18 protein-coding genes, 1 tRNA gene, 2 rRNA genes and 4 pseudogenes (1 of these 25 running past the window's edge) are annotated in these 23,536 nt (G+C 60.0%); 13 read left to right on the top strand and 12 right to left on the bottom strand.

Annotated elements, in window-relative coordinates; translation table 11 throughout:
- From AB4N64_RS00025 to AB4N64_RS00045, 5 genes are all read left to right on the top strand, one after another.
- A 23S ribosomal RNA gene (locus AB4N64_RS00025) occupies positions 1-452 on the top strand; it begins 2,442 nt to the left of the window's first position.
- Between the two features lie 144 nt (positions 453-596).
- A 5S ribosomal RNA gene (gene rrf / locus AB4N64_RS00030) occupies positions 597-712 on the top strand.
- 147 nt (positions 713-859) lie between these two features.
- Complete coding sequence (locus AB4N64_RS00035; protein ID WP_460120864.1) at positions 860-1,519, top strand: paraquat-inducible protein A; 660 nt, start codon at positions 860-862, stop codon at positions 1,517-1,519.
- Positions 1,506-2,129 carry a paraquat-inducible protein A gene (locus AB4N64_RS00040; RefSeq protein WP_460120865.1) on the top strand — a complete coding sequence of 208 codons (624 nt, stop codon included), beginning with the start codon at positions 1,506-1,508 and terminating at the stop codon, positions 2,127-2,129. Before AB4N64_RS00035 ends, AB4N64_RS00040 begins: the two co-directional genes overlap by 14 nt.
- Complete coding sequence (locus AB4N64_RS00045; protein WP_460120867.1) at positions 2,122-4,425, top strand: PqiB family protein; 2,304 nt, start codon at positions 2,122-2,124, stop codon at positions 4,423-4,425. The genes AB4N64_RS00040 and AB4N64_RS00045 overlap by 8 nt, the downstream gene beginning before the upstream one ends.
- A gap of 141 nt (positions 4,426-4,566) precedes the next feature.
- Here AB4N64_RS00045 and mksF read toward each other — a convergent pair whose 3' ends face one another.
- The 3 genes from mksF to mksB are packed head-to-tail and all read right to left on the bottom strand — an operon-like array spanning position 4,567 to position 9,387.
- Positions 4,567-7,407: an Mks condensin complex protein MksF gene (gene mksF, locus AB4N64_RS00050; RefSeq protein ID WP_460120869.1), complete on the bottom strand. Its 2,841-nt coding sequence runs from the start codon at positions 7,405-7,407 to the stop codon at positions 4,567-4,569.
- Entirely contained in the window at positions 7,404-8,117 is a 714-nt protein-coding gene (mksE, locus tag AB4N64_RS00055) for an Mks condensin complex protein MksE (RefSeq protein WP_460120871.1), read from the bottom strand. Before mksE ends, mksF begins: the two co-directional genes overlap by 4 nt.
- On the bottom strand, positions 8,107-9,387 hold the full coding sequence (mksB, locus tag AB4N64_RS00060) for an Mks condensin complex protein MksB (protein WP_460120873.1): 1,281 nt from the start codon (positions 9,385-9,387) through the stop codon (positions 8,107-8,109). The genes mksE and mksB overlap by 11 nt, the downstream gene beginning before the upstream one ends.
- Before the next feature lie 238 nt (positions 9,388-9,625).
- On the opposite strand from mksB, the gene AB4N64_RS00065 reads away from it, so the two are divergent.
- Positions 9,626-10,366, top strand: coding sequence for an energy transducer TonB (locus AB4N64_RS00065; protein WP_460126547.1), 741 nt, complete (start codon positions 9,626-9,628; stop codon positions 10,364-10,366).
- A complete protein-coding gene (gene rimI / locus AB4N64_RS00070) occupies positions 10,359-10,811 on the top strand; it encodes a ribosomal protein S18-alanine N-acetyltransferase (RefSeq protein ID WP_460120875.1) in 453 nt (150 codons plus the stop codon). The genes AB4N64_RS00065 and rimI overlap by 8 nt, the downstream gene beginning before the upstream one ends.
- A 74-nt stretch (positions 10,812-10,885) precedes the next feature.
- Here rimI and AB4N64_RS00075 read toward each other — a convergent pair whose 3' ends face one another.
- Positions 10,886-11,290, bottom strand: coding sequence for a serine kinase/phosphatase (locus tag AB4N64_RS00075; RefSeq protein ID WP_460120877.1), 405 nt, complete (start codon positions 11,288-11,290; stop codon positions 10,886-10,888).
- Positions 11,291-11,457: 167 nt separating this feature from the next.
- Between AB4N64_RS00075 and can the strand changes: the two genes are divergently transcribed.
- Entirely contained in the window at positions 11,458-12,102 is a 645-nt protein-coding gene (gene can / locus AB4N64_RS00080) for a carbonate dehydratase (protein ID WP_460120879.1), read from the top strand.
- 6 nt (positions 12,103-12,108) lie between these two features.
- Here the strand turns inward: can and AB4N64_RS00085 are convergent, their stop codons facing one another.
- From AB4N64_RS00085 to AB4N64_RS00095, 3 genes are all read right to left on the bottom strand, one after another.
- On the bottom strand, positions 12,109-12,636 hold the full coding sequence (locus AB4N64_RS00085; RefSeq protein WP_460120880.1) for an SET domain-containing protein-lysine N-methyltransferase: 528 nt from the start codon (positions 12,634-12,636) through the stop codon (positions 12,109-12,111).
- Positions 12,637-12,813: 177 nt separating this feature from the next.
- Positions 12,814-13,989, bottom strand: a complete 1,176-nt coding sequence (locus AB4N64_RS00090; protein ID WP_460120882.1) for a hypothetical protein — start codon at positions 13,987-13,989, stop codon at positions 12,814-12,816.
- Positions 13,990-14,083: 94 nt separating this feature from the next.
- The gene (locus AB4N64_RS00095) at positions 14,084-15,502 is read right to left on the bottom strand and encodes a short-chain fatty acid transporter (RefSeq protein ID WP_460120884.1); all 1,419 of its coding nucleotides are present in this window, start codon (positions 15,500-15,502) and stop codon (positions 14,084-14,086) included.
- A 199-nt stretch (positions 15,503-15,701) separates the two neighbouring features.
- Between AB4N64_RS00095 and AB4N64_RS00100 the strand changes: the two genes are divergently transcribed.
- The 4 genes and pseudogenes from AB4N64_RS00100 to AB4N64_RS00115 all read left to right on the top strand — a co-directional run bounded on the left by AB4N64_RS00100 (position 15,702) and on the right by AB4N64_RS00115 (position 19,108).
- Complete coding sequence (locus AB4N64_RS00100; protein ID WP_460120886.1) at positions 15,702-17,015, top strand: MFS transporter; 1,314 nt, start codon at positions 15,702-15,704, stop codon at positions 17,013-17,015.
- Positions 17,016-17,220: 205 nt separating this feature from the next.
- Positions 17,221-17,901: pseudogene (locus AB4N64_RS00105) on the top strand (PAS domain-containing protein); the annotation flags it as partial.
- Positions 17,902-18,012: 111 nt separating this feature from the next.
- Positions 18,013-18,447: pseudogene (locus AB4N64_RS00110) on the top strand (methyl-accepting chemotaxis protein); the annotation flags it as partial.
- Between the two features lie 58 nt (positions 18,448-18,505).
- Positions 18,506-19,108 (top strand): annotated as a pseudogene (locus tag AB4N64_RS00115) (flavin reductase family protein).
- A 51-nt stretch (positions 19,109-19,159) separates the two neighbouring features.
- On the opposite strand, the gene AB4N64_RS00120 reads toward AB4N64_RS00115, so the two are convergent.
- Together AB4N64_RS00120 and AB4N64_RS00125 are read right to left on the bottom strand one after the other, a co-directional pair.
- A complete protein-coding gene (locus AB4N64_RS00120) occupies positions 19,160-19,528 on the bottom strand; it encodes a cupin domain-containing protein (RefSeq protein WP_460120888.1) in 369 nt (122 codons plus the stop codon).
- A gap of 76 nt (positions 19,529-19,604) precedes the next feature.
- Positions 19,605-20,414, bottom strand: a complete 810-nt coding sequence (locus tag AB4N64_RS00125) for an AraC family transcriptional regulator (RefSeq protein WP_460120889.1) — start codon at positions 20,412-20,414, stop codon at positions 19,605-19,607.
- 154 nt (positions 20,415-20,568) lie between these two features.
- Between AB4N64_RS00125 and AB4N64_RS00130 the strand changes: the two genes are divergently transcribed.
- Positions 20,569-21,204 (top strand): LysE family translocator, encoded by a 636-nt coding sequence (locus AB4N64_RS00130; RefSeq protein ID WP_460120890.1) that lies wholly within the window; start codon positions 20,569-20,571, stop codon positions 21,202-21,204.
- 39 nt (positions 21,205-21,243) lie between these two features.
- On the opposite strand, the pseudogene AB4N64_RS00135 reads toward AB4N64_RS00130, so the two are convergent.
- The 3 genes and pseudogenes from AB4N64_RS00135 to AB4N64_RS00145 all read right to left on the bottom strand — a co-directional run.
- A pseudogene (locus tag AB4N64_RS00135) lies at positions 21,244-21,417 on the bottom strand (type II toxin-antitoxin system HigB family toxin); the annotation flags it as partial.
- 7 nt (positions 21,418-21,424) lie between these two features.
- Positions 21,425-23,251 carry a gamma-glutamyltransferase gene (gene ggt / locus AB4N64_RS00140; protein ID WP_460120892.1) on the bottom strand — a complete coding sequence of 609 codons (1,827 nt, stop codon included), beginning with the start codon at positions 23,249-23,251 and terminating at the stop codon, positions 21,425-21,427.
- 128 nt (positions 23,252-23,379) lie between these two features.
- Positions 23,380-23,456, bottom strand: a tRNA-Met gene (locus tag AB4N64_RS00145).
- Positions 23,457-23,536 lie beyond the last annotated feature (80 nt).

The raw sequence follows: 23,536 nt of genomic DNA on the forward strand, positions 1-23,536 counted from the left end.
AGGCTGATACCGCCCAAGAGTTCATATCGACGGCGGTGTTTGGCACCTCGATGTCGGCTCATCACATCCTGGGGCTGAAGCCGGTCCCAAGGGTATGGCTGTTCGCCATTTAAAGTGGTACGCGAGCTGGGTTTAGAACGTCGTGAGACAGTTCGGTCCCTATCTGCCGTGGACGTTTGAGATTTGAGAGGGGCTGCTCCTAGTACGAGAGGACCGGAGTGGACGAACCTCTGGTGTTCCGGTTGTCACGCCAGTGGCATTGCCGGGTAGCTATGTTCGGGAAAGATAACCGCTGAAAGCATCTAAGCGGGAAACTTGCCTCAAGATGAGATCTCACTGGAACCTTGAGTTCCCTGAAGGGCCGTCGAAGACTACGACGTTGATAGGTTGGGTGTGTAAGCGCTGTGAGGCGTTGAGCTAACCAATACTAATTGCCCGTGAGGCTTGACCATATAACACCCAAGCAATTTGAGTCGAAAGGCCAGATTGCGGTGTTGTGAAGACGAAACGAACCGAAAGTTTGCGACTCACAAAGCCGAAAGACATCACATACCCGATTCGCTGGAATGTCGAAAGACACGTCAGCTCAAGAATTTCTTGACGACCATAGAGCATTGGAACCACCTGATCCCATCCCGAACTCAGCAGTGAAACGATGCATCGCCGATGGTAGTGTGGGGTTTCCCCATGTGAGAGTAGGTCATCGTCAAGATTAAATTCCGAAACCCCAATTGCGAAAGCAGTTGGGGTTTTGTTTTTGCGCGGAACAAAACAGCGCTGCACACCCTCACAAATTTGCACAGTTATTTTCAACTCGCGGCACTAGAATAGGTCGATCATTTTCGGAGTCAGAGCCTTTATGCCAGATCCGGTTGACACCTCAGGGCTGTCAGAATTACCGCTGGACGACCTGGTGGGGTGCCATGAGTGCGACTTGCTGATGCGCAAGCCCACACTTGCCCATGGCGAGAAAGCCTTGTGCCCTCGCTGTGGTTACGAACTCTACGCCCATCGACACAATGTGGTGCAGCGCAGCCTCGCCCTGGTGATCGCCGCGCTGTTGTTGTACATCCCGGCGAACTTTTTACCCATCATGCAGCTCAATCTACTCGGGCAGGAGTCGCAAGACACTGTCTGGACAGGCGTTGTCGGCTTGTTCGACACCGGAATGCAAGGTGTTTCGGTGATCGTCTTCCTATGCAGCATGGCCATCCCGTTACTCAAGCTGCTGTGCCAATTGGCCGTATTGTTGAGCATTCGATTTGATGTCGGCCGTAGTTACGGGCTGCTGCTCTACCGGATTTATCACCACTTGCGCGATTGGGGGATGCTCGAGGTCTACCTCATGGGCGTGCTGGTGGCGATCGTAAAGCTGGCAGATATGGCAGCGCTCACTGTCGGCCTTGGTCTGGCATGCTTTATCGGTTTGTTGTTGGTCCAGGTCTGGTTGGAGGTGGTGATGTCGCCTCATCAGGTCTGGCAGGCACTATCAGGAGAGGATGCCCATGCGGGCGATTGATGCAGGCATTCTGATTTGTGCTGAATGCCACGAGTTGAACCGGCAGGAAGCCGGCACTGATGAGCAGGCCTGTACCCGTTGTGGGGCGCTGGTCCACTCGCGGCGCCCGAACAGCATCGTCCGTACCTGGGCGTTGCTGATCACCGCTGCCATTCTCTACATACCGGCCAACGTCCTGCCGATCATGACGGTCCGCTCACTTGGCCAGGGCGACCCCAGTACCATCATGTCCGGCGTCATCCAGTTGGTTCAGCACGGCATGATTCCCATCGCTGCCGTGGTGTTCATCGCCAGTATTCTAGTGCCGACCTTCAAGCTGGTTGGTATCGCGTTGCTGTTGTTTTCAGTTCAGCGCCACCAGCCGCTGTCGGCTCGCCAGCGCATCTGGATGTACCGTTTCATCGAGTTCATTGGTCGTTGGTCGATGCTCGACATATTTGTGATTGCCATCCTTGTTGCGGTGGTGAATTTCGGACGGCTTGCCAGTGTCGAAGCCAATCTTGGCGCGATCGCTTTCGCCAGTGTGGTGATTCTGACAATGCTTGCCGCAGTAACATTTGATCCCCGACTGATTTGGGATAACACGGAGTCGGACGACGACCATGACTGATTTGCCTACAGCGAAAACCCGACCGGCCTCCAACTGGTCCGCCATCTGGGTGTTGCCCCTGATCGCCCTGATCATTGGTGGTTGGCTCGGTTGGCGCGCCTACAACGAAACAGGCATCGAGATTCAGGTGCGTTTCGAGAGTGGTGAAGGCATTCAGGCCAACAAGACCGAAGTGGTCTACAAAGGCATGCCGGTCGGCAAGGTGAAAACCCTCAAGCTCGATGACGAAGGCGCCTCCAAAGCGGTGATTGCCACGGTCGAGATGAACAAGGACGTCGAGCAATACCTGCGTACCAGCACACGCTTCTGGCTGGTCAAGCCGAGCGTAACCCTGGCCGGTATTTCTGGTTTGGAGACATTGGTCTCCGGCAACTATGTCGCCATCAGTCCGGGGGAGGGTGAGCCCGCGCGCAAGTTCAAGGCGTTGGCCGAAGAGCCGCCGCTGTCAGATGCACAACCGGGCCTGCACTTGACCATAAAGGCTGACCGCCTCGGCTCGCTGAACCGGGGAAGCCCGGTGTTCTACAAACAAATCCGGGTCGGTCAGATCAAAAGCTACGTGCTGTCAGAAGATCAAAGTACGGTCGAGCTCAAGGTGTTCATCGAACCAACCTACGCCAAGCTCGTGCGTAAACACACGCGTTTCTGGAATGCCAGCGGCATCAGTATCGATGCCAACCTGTCCGGCGTGAAGGTGCGCAGCGAATCCTTGGCCAGCATCGTCGCCGGCGGTATCGCGTTCGCCACCCCGGAAAACCGCAAGGACAGCCCTCCCACCGATCCGAGCCTGCCGTTTCGCCTGTACGAGGATTATGATGCCGCTGCCGCCGGGATCAAGGTCAAGGTCAAACTCAGCGATTTTGAAGGCCTTCAGGCCGGACGGACGCCAGTCATGTACAAGGGCATTCAAGTCGGTAACTTGAAAACGCTGAAAATCGATCCGGACCTGTCCGGTGCTTCCGCCGAGTTGACCCTGGACCCGCTGGCCGAAGATTACCTGGTCGAAGGCACGCAGTTCTGGGTGGTCAAACCATCGATCTCCCTGGCAGGTATCACCGGCCTCGAAGCGCTGGTCAAAGGCAATTACATCGCAGTGCGTCCTGGTGACAAGGGCGCTACTCCACAGCGTGAATTTATCGCTCGGGCCAAGGCGCCGCCGTTGGACTTGCGCTCACCCGGCCTGCACTTGGTGTTATTCACCGACAATCTGGGATCGCTGGAGGTGGGCAGCCCGATTCTTTACAAACAGGTCAAGGTCGGTTCGGTTCAGAGCTATCAGTTCTCGCGCACCAAGAAGCAACTGGTGATCGGCGTGCACATCGAGAAGGAATACGAAGGATTGGTGAACGCCTCCACCCGTTTCTGGAACGCCAGCGGCGTTACCCTCACCGGCGGATTGACCGGCGGCATTCAGGTCAAGAGTGAGTCGCTGCAAAGCCTGATGGCTGGCGGTATCGCTTTCGAAACGCCACTGGCGAAAGCGCCCCTGCAGAAGCGCATCCCGCGCTTCCGCCTGTTTGCCAGCCACGACGAAGCCAATCAGAAAGGTGAAGTCATCACCATCAAAGTGGATCGCGCCGACGGTCTGCGCAGCGGCACGCCGATACGTTTCAAAGGCCTGGATGTGGGCAAGGTCGAAGATGTCGACTTGAGCGATGACCTGCAGTCGGTGCTGCTTACCGCGCGGATTACCGAAGTACCGGAGCGCATCGCCCGTGCCGGCAGTCGATTCTGGGTGGTCAAGCCTGAGCTGGGCCTGATCAAGACGCAGAACCTGGAAACCCTGGTGACCGGTCAGTACATCGAAGTGCAGCCAGCGGCGAAGAGCGCGGCGCCGCAGAAGAATTTCGTTGCGTTGACCACACCTCCGGAAATTGTCAAATCGGAAGACGGTCTTAGCCTCGTACTGAGCGCCGCTCGCCGTGGATCGCTGAAAATCGGCGTGCCGGTCACCTATCGCGAAGTGACGGTGGGCAAGGTGACGGGGTATGAGTTGGGCCAGACGGCGGATCGCGTATTGGTGCACATCCTGATCGAACCGAAATATGCGCCGTTGGTACGCAGTGGTACGCGCTTCTGGAACACCAGCGGTTTTGGTTTCGATTACGGATTGTTCAAGGGTGCGACGGTCCGGACCGAATCGCTGGAGACGCTGCTGCAGGGCGGTATCGCCTTCGCAACACCGGAAGGTGATCGCATGGGCGCGCCGGCGCGACCGGAGCAGACGTTCCCGTTGTTCGACAAGTTCGAGGATGAGTGGTTGACCTGGGCGCCGAAGATCTCGCTCGGCAAGTAAGGCCCTATCGCGAGCCACACCCAAAATCACTGTGGGAGCGGGCTTGCTCGCGAAGGGGCCGGCACAGGCAACCCAAAACCCCCAGACAAAAAAAGGGCCGCCATCCAATGGATCGCGGCCCTTTTCATTTATTGCGCAGGATCAGACCGCATCCAGCTCCGGCTCATCCGACTCGACATTGACCACGGCCTTCACCTGATCGTGACGACGGATGTACTTCCAGTCCGCCTCGTCGATGTAGATGCCGTTTGGCCCACTGCCACCTTCCAGGTCGATTGCCACACTGGCGCAGACCTGCGGTTTCACACTGGCCAGGATCGGCACGAAGCCCAATTGCAGGCTGGTTTCCAGCAATGCCGCCTGGTTGCGTTCGTCGATGTCCGCTGCCTCGTCGAGGTAGTACGGCAAACGCACGCGGCCGGCCTGGTCGCGGTCCATCAAATGCAGCAACAGGTACATGTTGGTCAGCGCCTTGATGGTCATTGTGGTGCCATTGGACGCGGCGCCATCGATGTCGGTGTGGATCACCGGCTGGCCGTTGACCTTGGTGATTTCGAACGCCAACTCGAACAGGTCCTTGAGCCCGAGCTGGTTGTGGTTCGCCGCCACCAGGCGCGCCAGGTATTCCTTGGCTTCCTCGTTCTTGTTGTCCTGCTCGGCGCTTTGACTCAAGTCGAATACGGAGAGGGTTTCGCCTTCCTCGTATTGGCCGGCGCTGTGGATGATCTGATCGATGTGCTTGAGCGCTTCCTTGTTCGGTGCGAGCACGATGCGGAAGCTTTGCAGGTTGGACACCTGCCGCTTGTTGATCTCGCGGTTGAACAACGCCAGTTGATGTTCGAGGCTGTCGTAGTCGCTGCGGATATTGCGCAGGGTCCGGGCGATGTCGGTCACGGCGGCGCGACGAGCCTTGCCCAGGGTGAGGGCTTCGTCGGTGCGGTGCGCATAAGCGTTGATCAACAGTTGCAGGCGACGTTCCATATCGTCTTCGCTGTCGAACTTGGCCACGCCCTTGAGACGCACCTGGGCGTACAGCGCCTCGATCTGACCGTCGCTGCGTTGCAGGCCTTGCCAACTGTCCTGGTAGTCATTGAGCAGCGGCAGCAGGTTGTCCATGGAGTCGTCGATCGGGTCCATGAACGGCGTGCCGAATGGCAAGTCTGCCGGCAGCAATTGACGGCGACGCAGGGCGTCGTCGAGGGTGCGCTGCTTGGCTTCCATGTCGCCGATCTGCCGGCCGACCAATTGCAGCTTGGCCGATAGTTGCTGGACGCGTTCGGTGAACGCGTCGCTGGAGCGCTTCAACTCGTCCTGTGCGGCTTCCATCTGCGCCAATTGTTCGAGCTTGTCACCTTCTTCGGCGCTCAGGGTTTGCGCGCGGCGGAAGTCCTCCAGGGCTTTCTGTGCATCCAGCACTTGCTGGTACAGCGCTTCGGTCTGGGTCTTGCTCGCCGCGCGGTCGGCCGCCACGGCTTGCTGTGTTTTCAGCTGCTTGAGTTCTTTTTCCAGGCGCTCTTTCTGATCGCGCAACGCCGCTCGGTCTGCCAGGGCTTGTAGCGCCGGAGGCTCGATGTGCGAGAGGTCGATGCTCAGGCCTGGCACCTCAAAGCGCTCGCCCTTGAAGCCATCGAGGATCAGCTCCATGGATTTGACCCACTGGCCGTCCTCGTCCAGTGCAATCCCGTGTTCGCCCAGCGGCAGGCTGAACAGCGCGCTGTTGAACAGACGCATCAGGCGCTCGACGTCCTGTTGCGAAAACTCTTCGCGCAGGCGTGCATAGCTGTTGTTGTCGGCGTGATCGAGTTGCTGCTTGACCGACTTCAGGCGTTTTTCCAGGTCGCGCAGACGTTCATCCAGATCCTCGGCGGAGAACTGCCGCGACTGCGCCAATGCACCGGCCAGTTCATCGTGGGCATCCTTGGCGGCGAGCAGTTGTTGCTCCAACACTTTGACGTCGTCGACCAGCGCGAAGCGGTTCTTCAGTGCCGAGAGTTCGCCGAGCCAGCGCTGGATGCCGGTGATTTCCCGTTCCAGGCGCATCAGCTCCTGGGTGCCGCTACGCTGATCGTTTTGCAGGGCGTCCTGCTCGTTGCGATAGTGCTCGGCCTGGATGGTCAGCTCTTCCTTGCGCGCACTGGCGTAATCCGACCAGGTACCGAGCAACGAGTCGAGCACAGGCGAAATGCGGTGCAGCTTGCCGCGCAGGATGTTGCGCTGGGTGACGCCTGCGGACAGGGCTTCGACCAACGGGCCGGCGGTGACCAGGGAGTTGTAGTCCTGCTCCATGCGACGTACGTCGCGGAAGGCTTCTTCGCACGCGGCGATGTAATCGACGCTACCGGAACGCAGACTGTGCTCGAACGCATCGAGGAACAGCTGCTTGAGCTTGGCGGCGGTAATTTCGCGCATGTGCAGCAGGTTGATGAACAAGGCCCGGAAGGTTTTCAGGCTCTGTTCACTGGTGGAGCGCAGCGGGATCAGCGTCAGGTCCAGCGGAATCGAGGTGTGACCGCCTACCAGCAGGCGCCGCAGTTCGTCAGGCTTCAGCTCGTAGGCTTTGAGGCCTTCGCGCTCCAGGTTGGTGAACAGCTCTTTCTGGCGCAGGCAGGTGTCGTTCTTCTGGTAGTGCGCCAGATCGAGCTTGCCGGCGTAGGCGAAGAACTGGTGACCGAAACCACCGCCAGGACCGCGGCCGACCACGCCAATCACGTGCGGGCCGTGAGGCAGTGCCACTTCTACCAGGATGTAGCTGGTGTCCGAGGCGAAGTAGAAACGACGGGATTGTTCCAGGCTGTATTTGCCGAAACTCATGTCCGACATGCGCGCCAGGATGGGAAACTGGAGGGCGTTGATCGACGCGGACTTGCCGAGGTTGTTCGCGCCGTAGACCGACAGCGGCTCTTCCAGCGGGAACAAACCAAGGCTGTAGCCGGCGGTGTTCAAAAGGGCGAAGCGGCGGATGCCGTAGCGTTCCTTGCTCATGCGTCGGTCTCCTGTTCTTCGGCAATGGCGCGGGCGAGGGCGTCTTCTTCGCTTTCCTCGACACCCTCTCCTTCAAATTCGCTCAAATCCAGCGGATCATCGGTTTGCAGCAGTTTTTCGTCGCTGTCTTCGTCGATCAGCACCGGTGCCGGCAACGGCAGCACACTGTGCAGGCTGGCGGCCAGGTCGCGGTCTTGCTGGACCGACAGGCAGACGTCGAGGAAGCGGTGCATCGGCGGCAGGAAGCGGTAAACGCCGTTGTCTTCGCTGGCGAAACCGAGCTGGGTCATGCGGCGCATGATTTTTTCTTCAAGCTCCTCCTGGGTCTGTACTTCGGCCTGGATGAACAGATCGCGGTACTTTTCCAGCAGCGACGGCAGTTCGTCGCGACCAAGGCTGCCGCCGTCCAGCACGGCGATCGGGTCACGGCCCTGGTCAGCCAGGTGCTCGACCAGGATGAAGGTGAACAGCGCCAGGCGTTGCGCGGTCTTGTTGACCGCTGCCGCAGCGAGGTCCGGCACGAAGTAGTAGAAGCCCCGGGTGTCGCACACCAGTTCAAAGCCCAGGGCCTTGAACAGCGTGCGGTACTGGTCCTGGAAGTTGGACAATTGCGCGTACAGCTCCGGATCGCGGCGGCTGACGTGATAGCCCTTGAACAGCTCGCGAAAGATCGGTGCCAGTTGGGACAGTTCGGATAGATCAAGATGCATGTGGTTTGCTCGCAGAATTCTCGGTGGCATCGGCGGCGGCCGAGAGCAGGGCGAAGGAGCGCAGGCTGACCTGGTGCTCATGTGTGAAGTAGTCGCGACGTTCCAGACGCTCGCGCTTGAAGCGTTTCTCCCGCGAGAGGCGCGAGAACCAGTAGAGCAATTCGTCGGTGGCGCCGTCCGGCTCCTGCTCCAGCAGCCAGGTCATCAAGTCCGGCATGGGCAGGGCGTCTTCGCAGCGATCGAGCATCTCCCGAACGGTGCGCGGCGCGCGCGGGGCACCCACGCCGCTGTGGGTTTTGTGGGCCTTGGGGAAACGCGCCGGTTTTGGCTCGAAACGGGCCAGGGCGTAAACATAGGCTTCAACCTGGCTGGCACTGCCGAGGAACGTGCTCTGCGGCCGGGTGAACATTGGCATCGCCGCTTGCGGCACCGCGTCGATGCCCTTTCGCCGGATGGCCGCCAGGGCCAGGGCCGCGCCACGGGTCACGGCATTGTGGCGTCGAGCCTCTTCACGCAGCGGCAACAGCAGCTCGCGGGCATGACGCAGCGTCAATTGGGCGCTCGTCTGCATTTCGAGGATGCGCGCGTGGGTGCGCAGCAGCATGTCGTCGTCGACCAGGTGCCCAAGTCGTTGCTGCTCGGTGAGCATTTTCAACAACACGGTTTCGACCTTGCGTACGCCTTGTTCGAAGGCACCGTCGGCGTTCACCAGTTGGATCATCGGCTCGACGTATTCGTCCCAGGTCGCCAGCACTTCGGCGTAACGCTGGCGTAGCGGAATCTGGCGGTCGCTGGTCTTGGCCCGTTCGGCCACGGCCACCAGGGCTTGTTCGTCGTTGGCGAGTTTTTTCAATACATCGCGTACGCGCATGTCGAGCAGGCGCAACTGGCGCGCCAGGTCGTGGCCGTCGCGCACGTCGAAGGCGTCCTGGATGTAACCGGCCAGACGCTCGAGGTGGCGCAGGTAAGCTTCGATTTCCAGGCACAGGCCCAGGCGGTGCTCACGACGTAGATACGCCAGGAAGTCATGGATCTGCGCATTGAGCTCGAAACGGTTCGGGCTTTTGGCCACGGGCACCAGGATGTCGAGGCGGATCCACACGTCCAGCAGGTTGGTGATGTCCTGCGGCGTACTGTCCAGTTGCTGGGTCGCCAGCTGCGTGCGCAGTTCGTTGAGGCTCAGTGTGCCTTGGTCGAAGTGCTCGCACAGTGGCTCCAGAAGTGCCCAGTGTTCAGCGAGGGCGCGCAAGACGCGCTTGGGTTCGATCATCGGAATGGCCGGCTGGTTGGCAATTAAAAGCCGCGATTGTACTGCATCGCAGCCCTGTCGATTCACTCTGGGGACGGGCTGTCGCCATTTTTCCCTGGTGCAAAGGCTGGCGGTGAGGTCTATCGATCATCAGCGCGGGCGATCTTGAGCGAACGGCGGTAGAATCAGCGCACTTTAGTTATCCACAAGTGGCCGACCTTTGCTTATCGAGTCCCGTCGCCGCGCTTATTTGACCGCCATGCAGGTGGTCAACTGGCTGCCGCGTACCGAATTGCCCTTCGCCGCCCCCTCGCGGCCCGAGTTGCTGGAGATGCCTTCGCCGCTGGTCGAGGCCCCCTTGGCGCCCGTGGTCGTGGCGGATGCGCCTGCCCAACCGGTGGCCAGGCCTGTCGAGCGAGTGAAGATCGAAGTGCCGAGGCCGTCCTCGCCGAGCACACGCGTCGCCACACCCCCGGTGGAGGAGGAGGCTCCAGCGGTCGTCAAGCCGACGCCCGTGCCGCCGCCGCGGTTCGCGCTGCAATTGCTGCGTGCTGGCCGTTGCCTGCTGCTGGTGGAGTTACCCACAGGCGAGCGCTTCCAGAGCCGCGATCCGGCGTATTTGTTGCTCAAGGACATGCTGCGCGCCGCCGGTCTGCCGGACAGCCCGCAGATTGTCGGCGACCCGGTGCGCTGGCCGCTGCTGGCCCGGGGCACCATGGATCAGGGCCCGGAAGCAGCCCGCGACTTCGTGCAGGGTTTTCTCTCGGCCCGGCTGGAGGACGCGCCGTGCGTTTGCGTGTGGCTGATCGGCCTGCCAGCGGTGCGTTTTGCCGGTGAGAGCAACGCTGAATCATTCAACCGAGAACTCCAGGTCGACGGCCTGGGTTCGGTTTGGGCCCTGCCGGGCCTGGAATTGTTAATGGAAGAGCCACAGCGTAAGGCTGATGTCTGGCAAGCCATGCGTCGGCTGATGGCGCGCTGGAAAGAATCGAATGACTGACGCTGTATCGTTCCGCCCGATGACCGAGGCGGACCTAGAGGCTGTGCTGAAGATTGAATACGCAGCGTATAGCCACCCATGGACACGCGGGATTTTTCTCGACGGGCTGGGCAAATACCAGATATGGCTGATGTTCGAAGGTTCGCAACAGGTGGGCCACGGGGTGGTGCAAATCATCCTCGATGAAGCGCACCTGCTGAACATCACGGTTAAACCGGAAAACCAGGGCCGCGGCCTCGGGTTGACGCTACTGGAGCATTTGATGTCGATTGCCTATAAGGCCGAGGCCCGGGAGTGTTTCCTCGAGGTTCGCGACAGTAATACTTCGGCGTTCAGGCTTTATGAGCGGTATGGGTTCAACGAGATTGGCCGACGTCGGGATTACTACCCGGCGGTGGGTGGGCGTGAGGATGCGGTGGTGATGGCCTGCACCTTGGTGGAGTGAACGCCTGAAAGCATCGTCGGAACCCCGCCCCGAGAAAGCTCGCTCCGGGGGGCGTTCCGACGATAACGATCCTGTCAGGGCTTGCCATCCAAAGGCCTGCGCCGCGCCAGTTCAGCCTCATCCAGCCCGTCACCGCCGCCGATTTCATTCTCGTCGACCACGCTCAAATCCCAATCGGCTTGACCGTCACCCCCTGCCTCACGGGCATCCCGAGCACCGTCCTCGCGGATGAGAGTCTCGGGGCTCAGGTCATCGTCGGTGGCTTCGTGGTCAGCGGTCGATGCGCCGGTCATTCCGGCTTCTCGTACGCGCTCCTCAGGCATCAGCTGCTTGCGCTCCTTTTCCGGCAGTTCATCGCCGATTTTCGCGCTGGGCTCTTGCTCGTCGAAATCCAGCTCATGCATCGATCCCATGCGATCTTCGTTGTCATCAATGGGCTCTGGTTGCGCTGCGTCAAATGGACGTCGTGAATCAGTCATGGCAATTCCTCATACTGTGGTCCTTACTTGGGTGGACCCACTGGGCTGCCCAGAATTCCGCCGGCATGGAACACCGGTAATATGCATCTACGGCAATCTGCATCTGATGCGTGACCTCGACGGACGGTTGTCTGTCAAACCAGCGCATCATTATCGAGGCTTCATGCATGAACGAATTACAAGATCTGATTGATAACAACGCGCGTTGGGCTGACGCGATCAAACAGGAAGATCCTGATTTCTTCGCCAAACTGGCCCGTCAGCAAACCCCGGAATACCTGTGGATCGGCTGCTCCGACGCTCGTGTGCCGGCGAACGAGATTGTTGGCATGCTGCCTGGCGACCTGTTCGTCCACCGTAACGTCGCCAACGTGGTGCTGCACACCGACCTCAATTGCCTGTCGGTGATCCAGTACGCCGTTGACGTGCTCAAGGTCAAACACATCCTCGTCACCGGCCACTATGGCTGTGGTGGTGTGCGGGCCTCGATGCAGGACCGTCAGTTTGGCCTGATCGACGGTTGGCTGCGCTCAATTCGTGATTTGTACTACGAAAAGCGTGAAGAACTGGCCACTTTCGCCACCGAGGAAGAGCGGGTCGACCGCTTGTGCGAACTCAATGTGATCCAGCAGGTGGCCAACGTCGGCCACACCAGCATTGTGCAAAATGCCTGGCATCGCGGACAGAAACTGTCGATTCACGGTTGCATCTACGGCATCAAGGACGGTCGCTGGAAAAGCCTCAATGCCACCATCAGTGGTTTCGAGCAGTTGCCGCCGCAATACCGACTGCGCCCGATCGACGCCCCGTAACAACCGTCAACCCGGACCGGGGCTGCGCCGTTTGCGAAAGAACAGCTGGCCATTGGCATTCGGCATTTCGTCGTAGCCGGTAATCCAGCCCCGGCATCCCGGTGAACCACAGCGGCAGGCAAACTGCCGCTGCAGTTTGTCTTCGGTCATGGCGAGGTCCATCGTCAAGCGATCTCCCTTTTTGATGTCCTTCAACGCCCATAACCACAACTCACTCATATCGAGAAACACGTTGGGGTCACAGCTGTGGTTGAGCAGGCTGCAGAAGAGGGGGTCGAAGACGTGGATCCCCGGCGCGAGCTGGCGGGTGTGCAGGCTGCGATAAGGCAAGAGTTGGCCGGATACCCGGCAAACCCGGCCAAGTCGCAGGAAATCACGCAAGGCCGTGACCGCCACTGCAACACCCTTGGCGTTGGTGACGATTTCAAAATCGTGACGGGAGGGGAAACCACGGTGGACCGGCAACCTGCTGGACGCGTAGATGCCGCCGTCGGTTGATGATTGGGTAACCGGCTGTTTTGTCTGGGCAGTCATAACGGTCCCTGTTGTCTGGGTGCTGCGACCTCCGGCAGCTGACATCCTGTCAACTCTGCGGCACATGGGTGTGGCGCAAGCCTCTCGCAAATAGGCGGGTTGGTCTACTGTCACATCTGACAGGAGAAAAGCGCGCATTTGCATGTCCGCCTGGGCTTACATGCGAATGCGCGTTTTTTACAGGTGAGCGGCATCCGGTGCCGCGGTCGCGGGTGTCGGAACCTTGAGTTGCTTGAGTTGCGCCTTGATCGGTGCTGATGTGCATTTGGCAGCGGCCTGCGCAGGCGTCAAGTCGCGAATCGAGGTGTAGAACAGTTGACAGGTCTTCTCTGCCTGAGCGACTTGCCAGGTCTGGGTGCAGGTTCGTAGCTCGATGTCCGGATTGCTGTCGGGTTCGCGGCCCATGGTGGCTTGCCAGCACGACGCGGCCAGATCCTGGCCCATGACTTTGAGGCCCGCCGCATCGGCCTGTGCCTGTGCATCCTTGCCGGTGTAGCTGTCCGGGTCCGCCGCATACCAGATATAACTGGGGTGGTTGGCACCCAGTACCGGCACTTTCAGCGTGCCGGTCGGGTTGATGCTGACCAGGCCCAGTACATTCACGGTGGGCCCGTATTGCTGCTTGATCCAGGTCCGTACGGGCGAGCCAAAGGCCACCATTGGCAATGCCGTGCCGCTGGAGGTCTGGCTCAGTTGCTTGACCATGGTGGTCTGGTAGTCCTTGAAGTAGTCATAAACCCCTTCCAGGTCCTTGCCGGCGTTGGAGGGCGCGGCAATTGGAGCAATGTCGATGATGGTCTGGTAAGCCGGTGTCTGCTCGGCGGCGACGCCGTTGATCGTCAACAGCGAGGCCCAGCGGTCGGTTGTGGCCGATTTCAGATAATCCTGCGCCTGGGTCAGCGAGTAATCCGGCGGGAAGTGCAGCAGTTCGACGCTTCTGCGGTTTTCCAGGGCCATGCCCAGCGGCAGGAACAAGTACCAGTTGTACGCCCACTTGCCGTCGGCATTGAGCTTGCTGGCGCCGGTGTAGGCCAGATCGCCCGCATCGAGCAGCGCGGTCAGCGGCTTTTCATAACGGGGCGGCACGCCGAGGATTTCGGCGTGTAGCTGGCCGTTATCGTTTTTGACCTGCACCTTCGCATCGCTGTAGCCATCGCGCTGCACGCTTTGTGTCAGGTAGTGTTCCACGGTCTGCTCCAGCGTCCAGTTGCGAAAGCAGATCACGTTGCAGTTGTTGGGGTAGGCGAACAGGCGGGTGACGCGCTCGGTACTGCCCAGCTTCAGGCCGACATCCGCATGGGCAGCGGTGCTGAGGGTGAGGGCGGCGAGGGTGAGTCCAGCGAGTTTTAACATGCTCAGATCCTTGTCAGCGTGTGGTCCCGATAGAGAGGCGAACAGAAACAGACCCGCGAAAAACAGGGCCGATAGCACGATCGGCCCTGTTTCTTTATGGCATGACTGGAGGCGTGTACGCCAGCGTCGTCCCCAATGCCCACAGCAAAAACAGCACGAGTGGTGTGTGCACCAGCAGTTGCACGAAGGAGAAACCGATCAGGTCCCGCGCCTTCAAGCCCAACACGCCGAGCAACGGCAGCATATAGAACGGGTTGATCAGGTTCGGCAGCGCCTCGGCCGCGTTATAGATCTGCACGGCCCAACCCAGGTGATAGTTGAGGTCGGTCGCCACCTGCATGACATACGGCGCTTCGATGATCCATTTGCCGCCGCCGGACGGAATGAAGAAACCGAGGATCGCCGAGTACACACCCATCAACAGCGCGTAAGTATCGTGCGAGGCGATCTGTACGAAAAAGGTCGAGATATGGTGGGCCAGGGTCTGCGCATCGGTGCCCTTGACAGTGGTCATCAATGCGGCGATCGAGCCATACAACGGAAACTGGATCAGCACACCGGTGGTGGTCGGCACCGCGCGCGCCACCGCATCAAGGAAGCTGCGCGGACGCCAGTGCAGCAGTGCGCCCACCATGATGAACAGGAAGTTGTAAGTGTTCAGCCCCGAAATCGCCGTAATTGCAGGTTTGGTCGAGAATTCGTGGAACAGCCAACCGGCGGCCAGCAGCACCAGCACGATCGTCAGCAGTGGGCTGTGCTCCAGCCATTCGCCCGGACGGGTGCGCGGTTGCAGCGGTGGCAGGTTGAAGCTCGGGTCGACGCCGCAGGCCTGGGCATCACGGGCCGACTTGGGACCCGGCGCGGTGGCGTAGGCAATGATCAGCGAGATCACGATCAGCGCCAGCAGCATCACGCCGGACTGCCAGAGAAAGATCGTCTCGGTGAAAGGAATCACCCCGGTGATCGACAGAATGGACGGCGGGAGGCTGGCCGGGTTGGCCTGTAATTGCGCGGCAGACGACGACAGGCCCAGGGCCCACACAGCGCCAAGCCCCAGATAGGCGGCCGCGCCGGCTGCGCGATAATCCATTTTCAGGTCGGTACGGCGGGCGAGTGCGCGTACCAGCAAGCCGCCGAACACCAGCGACAGACCCCAGTTCAACAGGGATGCGACCATGGAAATCAGGGCAACCCAGGCAACGGCGGAACGGCCGTTGCCTGGGATGCGTGCGAGGCGGTCGATCAGTTTCACGGCGGGTGGCGAACTGGCCACCACATAACCTCCAATCACCACGAACGCCATCTGCATGGTGAATGGGATCAGGCTCCAGAATCCGTCACCGAAGGCCATGGCGGCGTCGGTGGGCTTGGCCCCCATGAACAAGGTCGCCACGGCGACGATGATCACCGCCAGGGCGGCGAACACCCAGGAGTCGGGAAACCAGCGTTCGGCAAAGTTTGAACAGCGCAGGGCAAAGCGGGCGGAGCGGGTATCTTCGATATCAGCGGCCACAGGAGTACCTCTATTTTATGTTTGTTATGGTCTTCGGGGCTGCAAAGGCCCGTCTGGACAGATGCCCACAGTAAAACAATCGGTCACGTTTTGTGACAACGTTTCTGCCTTTCAGGACTATGGTCTAACGGGTTGTTCGCTGGCGCATTTGCGTAGACCATGTGCGCCTTGGTTTTTGCCTACGCCAGAGTTTTTTTTGATGACTGCCCCTAACGAATCGCGCCCGGCCCCCTTCAGCCGCTCGGACTACAAGACCCTTGGCCTTGCGGCTCTGGGCGGTGCGCTGGAAATCTACGATTTCATTATATTCGTGTTTTTCGCCCTGACCCTCAGCCAGCTGTTCTTCCCGCCGGAAATGCCTGAATGGCTGCGGCTGCTGCAAAGTTTCGGGATTTTCGTCACCGGCTATCTGGCCAGGCCGCTGGGCGGGATCCTGATGGCGCATTTCGCCGATCGTCTGGGGCGCAAGAAGGTGTTCAGCCTGAGCATCCTGATGATGGCGCTGCCGTGCCTGCTGATCGGGATCATGCCGACTTACGCCCAGATCGGCTATTTCGCCCCGCTGCTGCTATTGGCCCTGCGGATTCTGCAAGGGGCTGCGGTGGGCGGCGAGGTGCCAAGCGCCTGGGTGTTCGTGGCCGAGCACGCGCCAGTCGGCCATCGTGGTTACGCCTTGGGTTTTTTGCAGGCAGGGCTGACCTTTGGTTATTTGATCGGAGCGCTGACGGCGACCTTTCTGGCGCAGGCGTTCACCCCGGAGCAAATCCTCGATTACGCCTGGCGCTACCCGTTCCTGCTGGGCGGCGTATTTGGCGTAATAGGTGTCTGGTTGCGCCGCTGGCTCAGTGAAACGCCGGTATTCATTGCGATGCAGGCCAAGCGCGAGGCCGCGGTCGAATTGCCGCTGCGCACGGTATTGCGAGAGCATCGCCTGGCGATCCTGCCCGCCATGATCCTCACCTGCGTGCTGACCTCGGCGGTGGTGGTGTTCGTGGTCATTACCCCGACCATGATGCAGAAAACCTTCGGCATGACCGCCGGCCACACCTTTGCGTTGAGCGCTTTGGGCATCGTTTTCCTCAATATGGGTTGCGTGCTGGCCGGGTTGCTCGTCGACCGCATGGGTGCCTGGCGCACGGTGTTGCTCTACAGCCTGCTGCTGCCACTGGGTATCGGCCTGCTTTACACCTGCCTGATCACCGGGGGGAGCTGGCTGGGTCTGGCGTACGCGATTGCCGGCCTGTGCTGCGGCGTGGTGGGCGCGGTGCCGTCAGTGATGGTGAACCTGTTCCCGGCGCGCATTCGTGTCTCCGGGATTTCCTTCACCTACAACATTGCCTACGCCGCCTGGGCGAGTATCACACCGCTATTGTTGATCGGACTGATGCCGTGGAGCCCGTGGATCTGCGTGATTTTCTGCGCCGTAATGGGAGCTGTGGGGGTCAGCAGCGCGATGTATTTTGGGACGCGTATACCGAAAACCGAAGCGTGCCCAGCGGCTGAGGCCATCTGATTGCGCGCTGTGACAATATTTATGTAGGACAATCCTCAAAGACGCTTCAGAAACTACCGTGTAGGCCGATGGCTAAGCTGTAAGCCGCTATTTATCCTGCCATCGGTGCTTTCCCATGTTCAACAAACGCTTGAAGCAAGAACTGTCGGACCTTCGCGAGGAGCTTTCCTGCCTCAAGCAAGTCAAGGAAAGCCTGGAAAGCGAAATGCTTGTCTTCACTCTCGATGCCGATGCACGGATTCAGTCGGTCAATCCGAACTTCCTCACCGAGATGCTCTACAAGGAAAGTGACCTTGTTGGTCATCAACTCGACGACTTTGTCCCGGCTCACGTCAAGTCCAATGAGTTCCACCAGCGTTTCAAGCAAGCGCTAAGCCGTGGGGAACATTTCGCCGGTGCAGTGCGCCTGCTCCGTGGTAACGGACAGGAAGCCTGGTTGCGGTCGATCCTGCAGCCTGTGCGCTCTTCGGACGGAAAGATCAGGAGTTTTTCGATTTTCTCCAGCGATCTCACCCGCACCATCGAAGCCTCCCGTGAGCATGAGAACCTGATCGGTGCGCTGGTGCGTTCGACCGCCGTGATCGAGTTCGACCTGCAGGGCAATGTGCTCACGGCCAATGACCGCTTTCTGAACGCCATGGGCTACAACCTGGCGCAGATCAAAGGCAAACATCACCGCACGTTCTGTGACGCGCAGGAATACAACAGCTCCCAATACCAGGAGTTCTGGCGTCGCTTGAACGCCGGCGAGTTCGTGGCGGGGCGCTTCAAGCGTATCGACAGTCACGGACGTGATGTGTGGCTGGAAGCCTCCTACAACCCGGTGATCGATGCCAATAACAAACTCTACAAAGTGGTGAAATTCGCCACTGTGATTACCGATCAGGTCAACCAGGAGTTGGCTGTCGCCGAAGCCGCCAACATCGCCTACGGTACTTCGCAACTGACCGATCAAAGTGCGCAGCGCGGTACCACCGTGGTCACCCAGGCGGTCAATGTGATGCGCGATCTGGCCAGGCATATGCAAACCGCCGGCGACGGCATCGAAGCACTGAACGAGCAATCGCTGGTGATTGGCACCATCGTCAAGACCATCAGCGGCATCGCTGAACAGACCAACCTGCTGGCGCTCAACGCCGCCATCGAAGCGGCACGGGCCGGTGAGCAGGGGCGCGGTTTTGCGGTGGTGGCGGACGAGGTCCGACAACTGGCGTCGCGTACCAGCCAGGCCACGGATGAAATTGTCCTCGTTGTTCGTCAGAACCAGGACATGGCGCGTAACGCCGTGTCGCTGATGACCGACGGCAAACTCCAGGCGGAGCAGGGCCTGGCACTCGCGGCAGAGGCCGGTACGGTGATTGTCGAGATTCAGGACGGTGCGCAGAAAGTGGTGAATGCCGTCGGGCAGTTCGCCAATCAACTGTCGACTTGATCCCTGCGAACCGGGCGCAAGTCGCTACAATCGGCTCTTTTCCCTGGAGCAGATGTCCATGAGCGCTTCCCATCGTCGCCCGGTTCCCTTGGCCAAGGCCTACCGCCTGCTCAACCACGGGCCGACCGTGCTGGTCAGCGCGGCCCACGGCGGGCAGCGCAACATCATGGCGGCGGCCTGGGCCATGCCGCTGGATTTCGAGCCCCCCAAAATTGCCGTGGTACTCGATAAATCCACCTGGACCCGGCAATTGCTGGAAGCGTCGGGCGCGTTCGCCCTGAACGTGCCTTGCGCTGTGTAGGCCAACATCGTGCAGACCGTCGGCTCGATCTCGGGCCTGGAGCTGAACCGAGACCAAGGCCGAGACAAGTTCCAGGCTTATGACCTGCAGGCGTTCAACGGCGAGTTGATCGACGCGCCGCTGCTCGAAGGCTGTGTAGCCTGGCTCGAATGCCGGCTACTGCCCGAGCCCGGCAACCATGAACGCTATGATCTGTTCCTGGCTGAAGTGATCGCCGCCCATGCGGATGAGCGCGTGTTCAGCGACGGCCGTTGGCATTTCGAGGGACACGATGCGTTGCGCACCTTGCACCACGTGGCCGGCGGACACTTCCTGACCATCGGTGATCCGGTGGATGGAAAGACGCTGGCGTCTTCCTGACCATCGGTGATCCGGTGGATGGAAAGACGCTGGCGCCGTAACGCCTTTGCGTCAGATCCAGACGTCGTTCTGCGCCGTCCGTTCGCCGCCTTCGTTGCCCGTATTCAATACGCCTCGGGGTTCGATCAGCAGCAGTTTCACTTCCTGCTCGGCGCAGGGTTTGTGCTCGACACCTTTGGGGACGACGTACATTTCACCGGCATTCACCAGCACGTGACCATCGCGAAAGTCGATGCGCAACTGGCCGTCCAGGACAATGAACGTCTCGTCGGTGTCGAGGTGGTCATGCCAGATGAAGTCTCCCAGCAGCTTCACCACCTTGAACTGGTAGTCGTTCATTTCGGCGATGACCCGCGGGCTCCAGTGCGGGCCGATCCGGGAAATTTTTTCAGCGAAGTTCAGGCTTTTATAGGCGTTCATGACACGGCTCTCGTGGTTATTCGTGCAACCACGATAGTCAGAGCGTCGGGTTGATTCTTGAACGATTGTGCGTGGGTCAGCGCCGGTGCATCTTTATCCAGCGCGCCGGCGACATGCCGAAGGTTTTGCTGAACTGACGGGTCATGTGGCTCTGGTCGGTAAAGCCAGCGATCAGCGCCGCATTGACCAGCGGCTGGCCCTGCATCAGCAGCGAGCGAACCAGGTCCAGTCGGCGCATGGTCAGGTAGCGATAAGGGCTGGTGCCGAACAGCAGGCGAAAATCGCGCGACAGGCTCCAGCGATCCCGACCGCTGTGGTGCGCGAGCTCTTCCAGCGTCACTGTGCGATCCAGTGCGCTGTGCATGTATTCCCGGGCACGCTCTGCCGCCACGTAGTCGAAGTTGTGATGTTTGGCAGCGCTGCCGCTGACAGTGTTCAAGGCTTGCGCCAGATCAAACAGCGCGTCCTGCGCTTGCAGGGGTTCCATTGGGCAATCGAGGCTGTGCAGCAATGCGGCGCTGGCGGCAAATAGGCGAGGGTCGTTCGATATCCCATCCTTGATGAAAGGCAGGGGTTTGCCGTCGAGCATTTGCTGGATCAACGCCGGCTCTATGTACATCATCCTGTATTGAAAGCCGTTCTCGGTCCCGGCTTCGCCGTCGTGGGCTTCATCCGGGTGCAACACGATCGTCCCGCCGGGCAGGCTATGGCGCCAGCCACCGTGGTATTGGAAACGCTGCACGCCGGACAGGGTATGACCGATGGCGTAGGTGTCGTGGCGATGCATCTCGTAACCATGGCCTGCGAAAAACGCCTCGAAGCGCTGCATGCCGCCGACGTCGGGGGCGCGGTGGAACCAGTCGTTGCGAAGGGAAGGGCTGGCCATGAAGACGCCGTTTCTGGACGAGACAGGTAATACGTTAACTCAATGATCAGTCGATTGTCTTCCGGTGGGGCAGTCGCTTTATTCAGTAGAAAATGGAGAGCAGATGGCGCATTGTGTTGAGCCTCTTCTTGAACAACGAAAGGGATGACGGAGCATGGAAGTCTCGAGCTACGCAGCGCCGTTGCTGTCTTTGGCGCTGCTCTGGACCGTCGCGGTGGTGACGCCGGGGCCCAACTTTTTCAACGTCGCGCAACTGGCGGCCAGTCAGTCCAAGCGCCACGGTGTCGTAGCCTCGCTCGGCGTGGCGACTGGCACCGTGTTGTGGGGGTTGGCGGGTGGTTTAGGTATCAAGTCGCTGTTCAGCGCAGCACCGATGCTGTACCTGAGCTTCAAGATCGCGGGTGGTTGTTACTTGATCTACCTCGGGCTGAAACAGTTCAAGCGCAAACCGCCGATGGCTGTCAGTGATACCGGCCTGAGGGACGGTGCAAGCCGTACGTTGTTATCCGTGTATGGCCAAGGGTTTCTCGGCAACATGACCAATCCCAAAGCCGCACTGTTTGTCGCGACCATTTTTGCGACGGCCATGCCGGCAACGGTGCCTGCGACATTATTGGCGCTGGCCGTTCTGACGATGGCAACCTTGTCGTTCAGTTGGTATTGCAGCGTGGCGTTGTTGTTTTCCAGTCGCCGAATGGCGAAGGGTTACGAGCGTTCGCGCAAATGGCTGGATCGTTTTGCCGGAAGTTGTTACCTGCTTTTCGGTGCGCATCTGGTAGCCAATCGCTGAAGGGCGTCTAGGTGGCGGCGCCCATTTCAGCTACGAGGGTTAACGCAGGGGGCTTGTGAGGTCCATCTCGACGGTGTTGGCCTCGATTGCGTCGTACTGCTCGTGAGTGCCGACAAATTTTATGTAAACGGCCCCGAAGCGATAGGCAACAGCGACGACCAACCGCAAGTCATTTCCCTTGATGTTGAACACGACTCTGCGGCTTTTGAGAATGTAAAACTCAATCCCCCAACGCCTCTCCCTCCCGCCGTGGATCCGCGCCACCAGCCAGTGCTGCATTACCCTGTGCATCCCTGACCCGAACAATCGCCTGGGTGCCGCTGGTCATGTCGATCTCGGTCACGCTGTGGCCCTTGTCTTTCAATGCCTGAATCAAGCTAGCGCTGAACTGCCCCTGTTCCAGTTCGGTCGGGCCGTTACGGCTGCCGAAGTTGGGGAGGTTGATGGCAGTTTGTGCGTCGAGCTGCCAGTCGAGCAGGCCGATGGTGGATTTGGCAACGTATTCGATAATTTGTGAACCGCCGGGGGAGCCGAGGGTGGCGAGGAACTCGCCGCTCTGGCGATCGAAGATCAGGGTCGGCGCCATGGAGGAGCGGGGACGCTTGCCGGGTTCTACGCGGTTGGCAACTTTTTTCCCGTTTTCTTCGGGGATGAACGAGAAGTCAGTCATCTGGTTGTTGAGCATGAAGCCCTGGACCATCAAGTGAGAGCCGAATGCGGACTCTACCGTGGTGGTCATCGACACCGCACCGCCCTGGTCATCTACCGCCACCACTTGCGAGGTGGAAATGCGCAGGGGAGACCGGTCGGGGGCGTAGGCCACCTGAGTGCCGGGCGGGTTGCCGGGTTTGGCGGTCCCCATGCTGCGTTCGCCGATCAGGGCGGCGCGGCTGGCCAGATAGGCGGGGTCGACCAGGCCTTTGACCGGGACCGGTACGAAATCACTGTCGGCGACATACTGCGCACGGTCGGCGTAGGCCAGGCGTTCGGCTTCGGCAATAAGGTGCACGGCTTGCGGAGTGGGTTCAAGGCGGGCGGGTTGTACACTCTTTATCGGTTTCAGTGGCGCCAGGGCGTAGCGCGAGTCACGGGCTTCCAGCGCTTGCAGGGTGCCGAGTGTCTGCGCCACGGCGATACCGCCCGACGACGGTGGCACCATGCCGCAGACCTGCCAGCGTTTGTAATCGGTGCACAGCGGCGCGCGTTCCTTGGCGGAATAACCTGTGAGATCGCTCAGCGACAGACTGCCTGGATTAGCGTGGCCCTGCACCTTGGCAACGATTTCCTCGGCGATGGCGCCGGTGTAGAGCGCGTCGGCGCCTTCTTTGGCGATGCGCTTGAATACTGCGGCGAGCGCCGGGTTTTTCAACAGTGTGCCGATCGCTTTCGGGCTACCGTCGGTGTTGCGAAAGTACGCCATCATCTCGGGCGAGCGCGCCATCGACGAGTCGGCCGCGATCAACTGATGCAGGCGTGGCGAGATGGGGAAGCCGTGGTCGGCAAGCTTGATCGCAGGCTCGAACAGTTGCGTCCACGGCAGGCGCCCGTATTGTCGATGAGCCATCTCCAGCGCCCGCAGCACACCTGGCGTGCCCACGGAACGACCGCCAATCTGTGCCTGGGTGAACCCCATCGGTTGCCCATCGGCTTGCAGGAACAGCTTCTCGGTGGCGCCGGCCGGCGCGGTTTCGCGACCGTCGAACGTGCGCACCTGTTTGCCATCCCAGAACACGATGAAGGCGCCGCCACCGATGCCCGATGACTGCGGTTCAACCAGTGTCAGCACCGCCTGCATGGCAATGGCCGCATCAATCGCCGAGCCACCCTGGCGCAGCATCGCGCGCCCTGCTTCGGCTGCGAGCGGGTTTGCGGCGGCAGCCATGTGCCGGGAGGCGTGGCGCGTTTGCAGGTCGGTACGAAAGCCCGACGCGGCCTCCGGCGCGGTGGGCAACGTCGAGGCGGGCGGAGCATGGCATGCGGTGAGGGCGACAACGACCAGCGACAGGGCTGACAGGCGGAAACGATTCAGGGCAAGGGCTGAGATCACGCGAGGGCACTCCGTCCGTGGGAAAGGTCAGTGGACTTTATCGGCGGACGGTAAGTGACGCAAACCTGCAGGCATTTTCTTCAGGCATAAAAAAACGGCCTACCTTGCGGTAAGCCGTTTTTAGTACTTGGTGGCTACACAGGGACTTGAACCCCGGACCCCAGCATTATGAATGCTATGCTCTAACCAACTGAGCTATGTAGCCAAGTGGCGCGCATTATTCACCGCTAATGCAGAAGCGTCAAGCGTAAAAACAAAATATTTCTCCACAGTTTCAACCGCTTA

The sequence above is a fragment of the Pseudomonas sp. S2_C03 genome, from assembly GCF_054668405.1.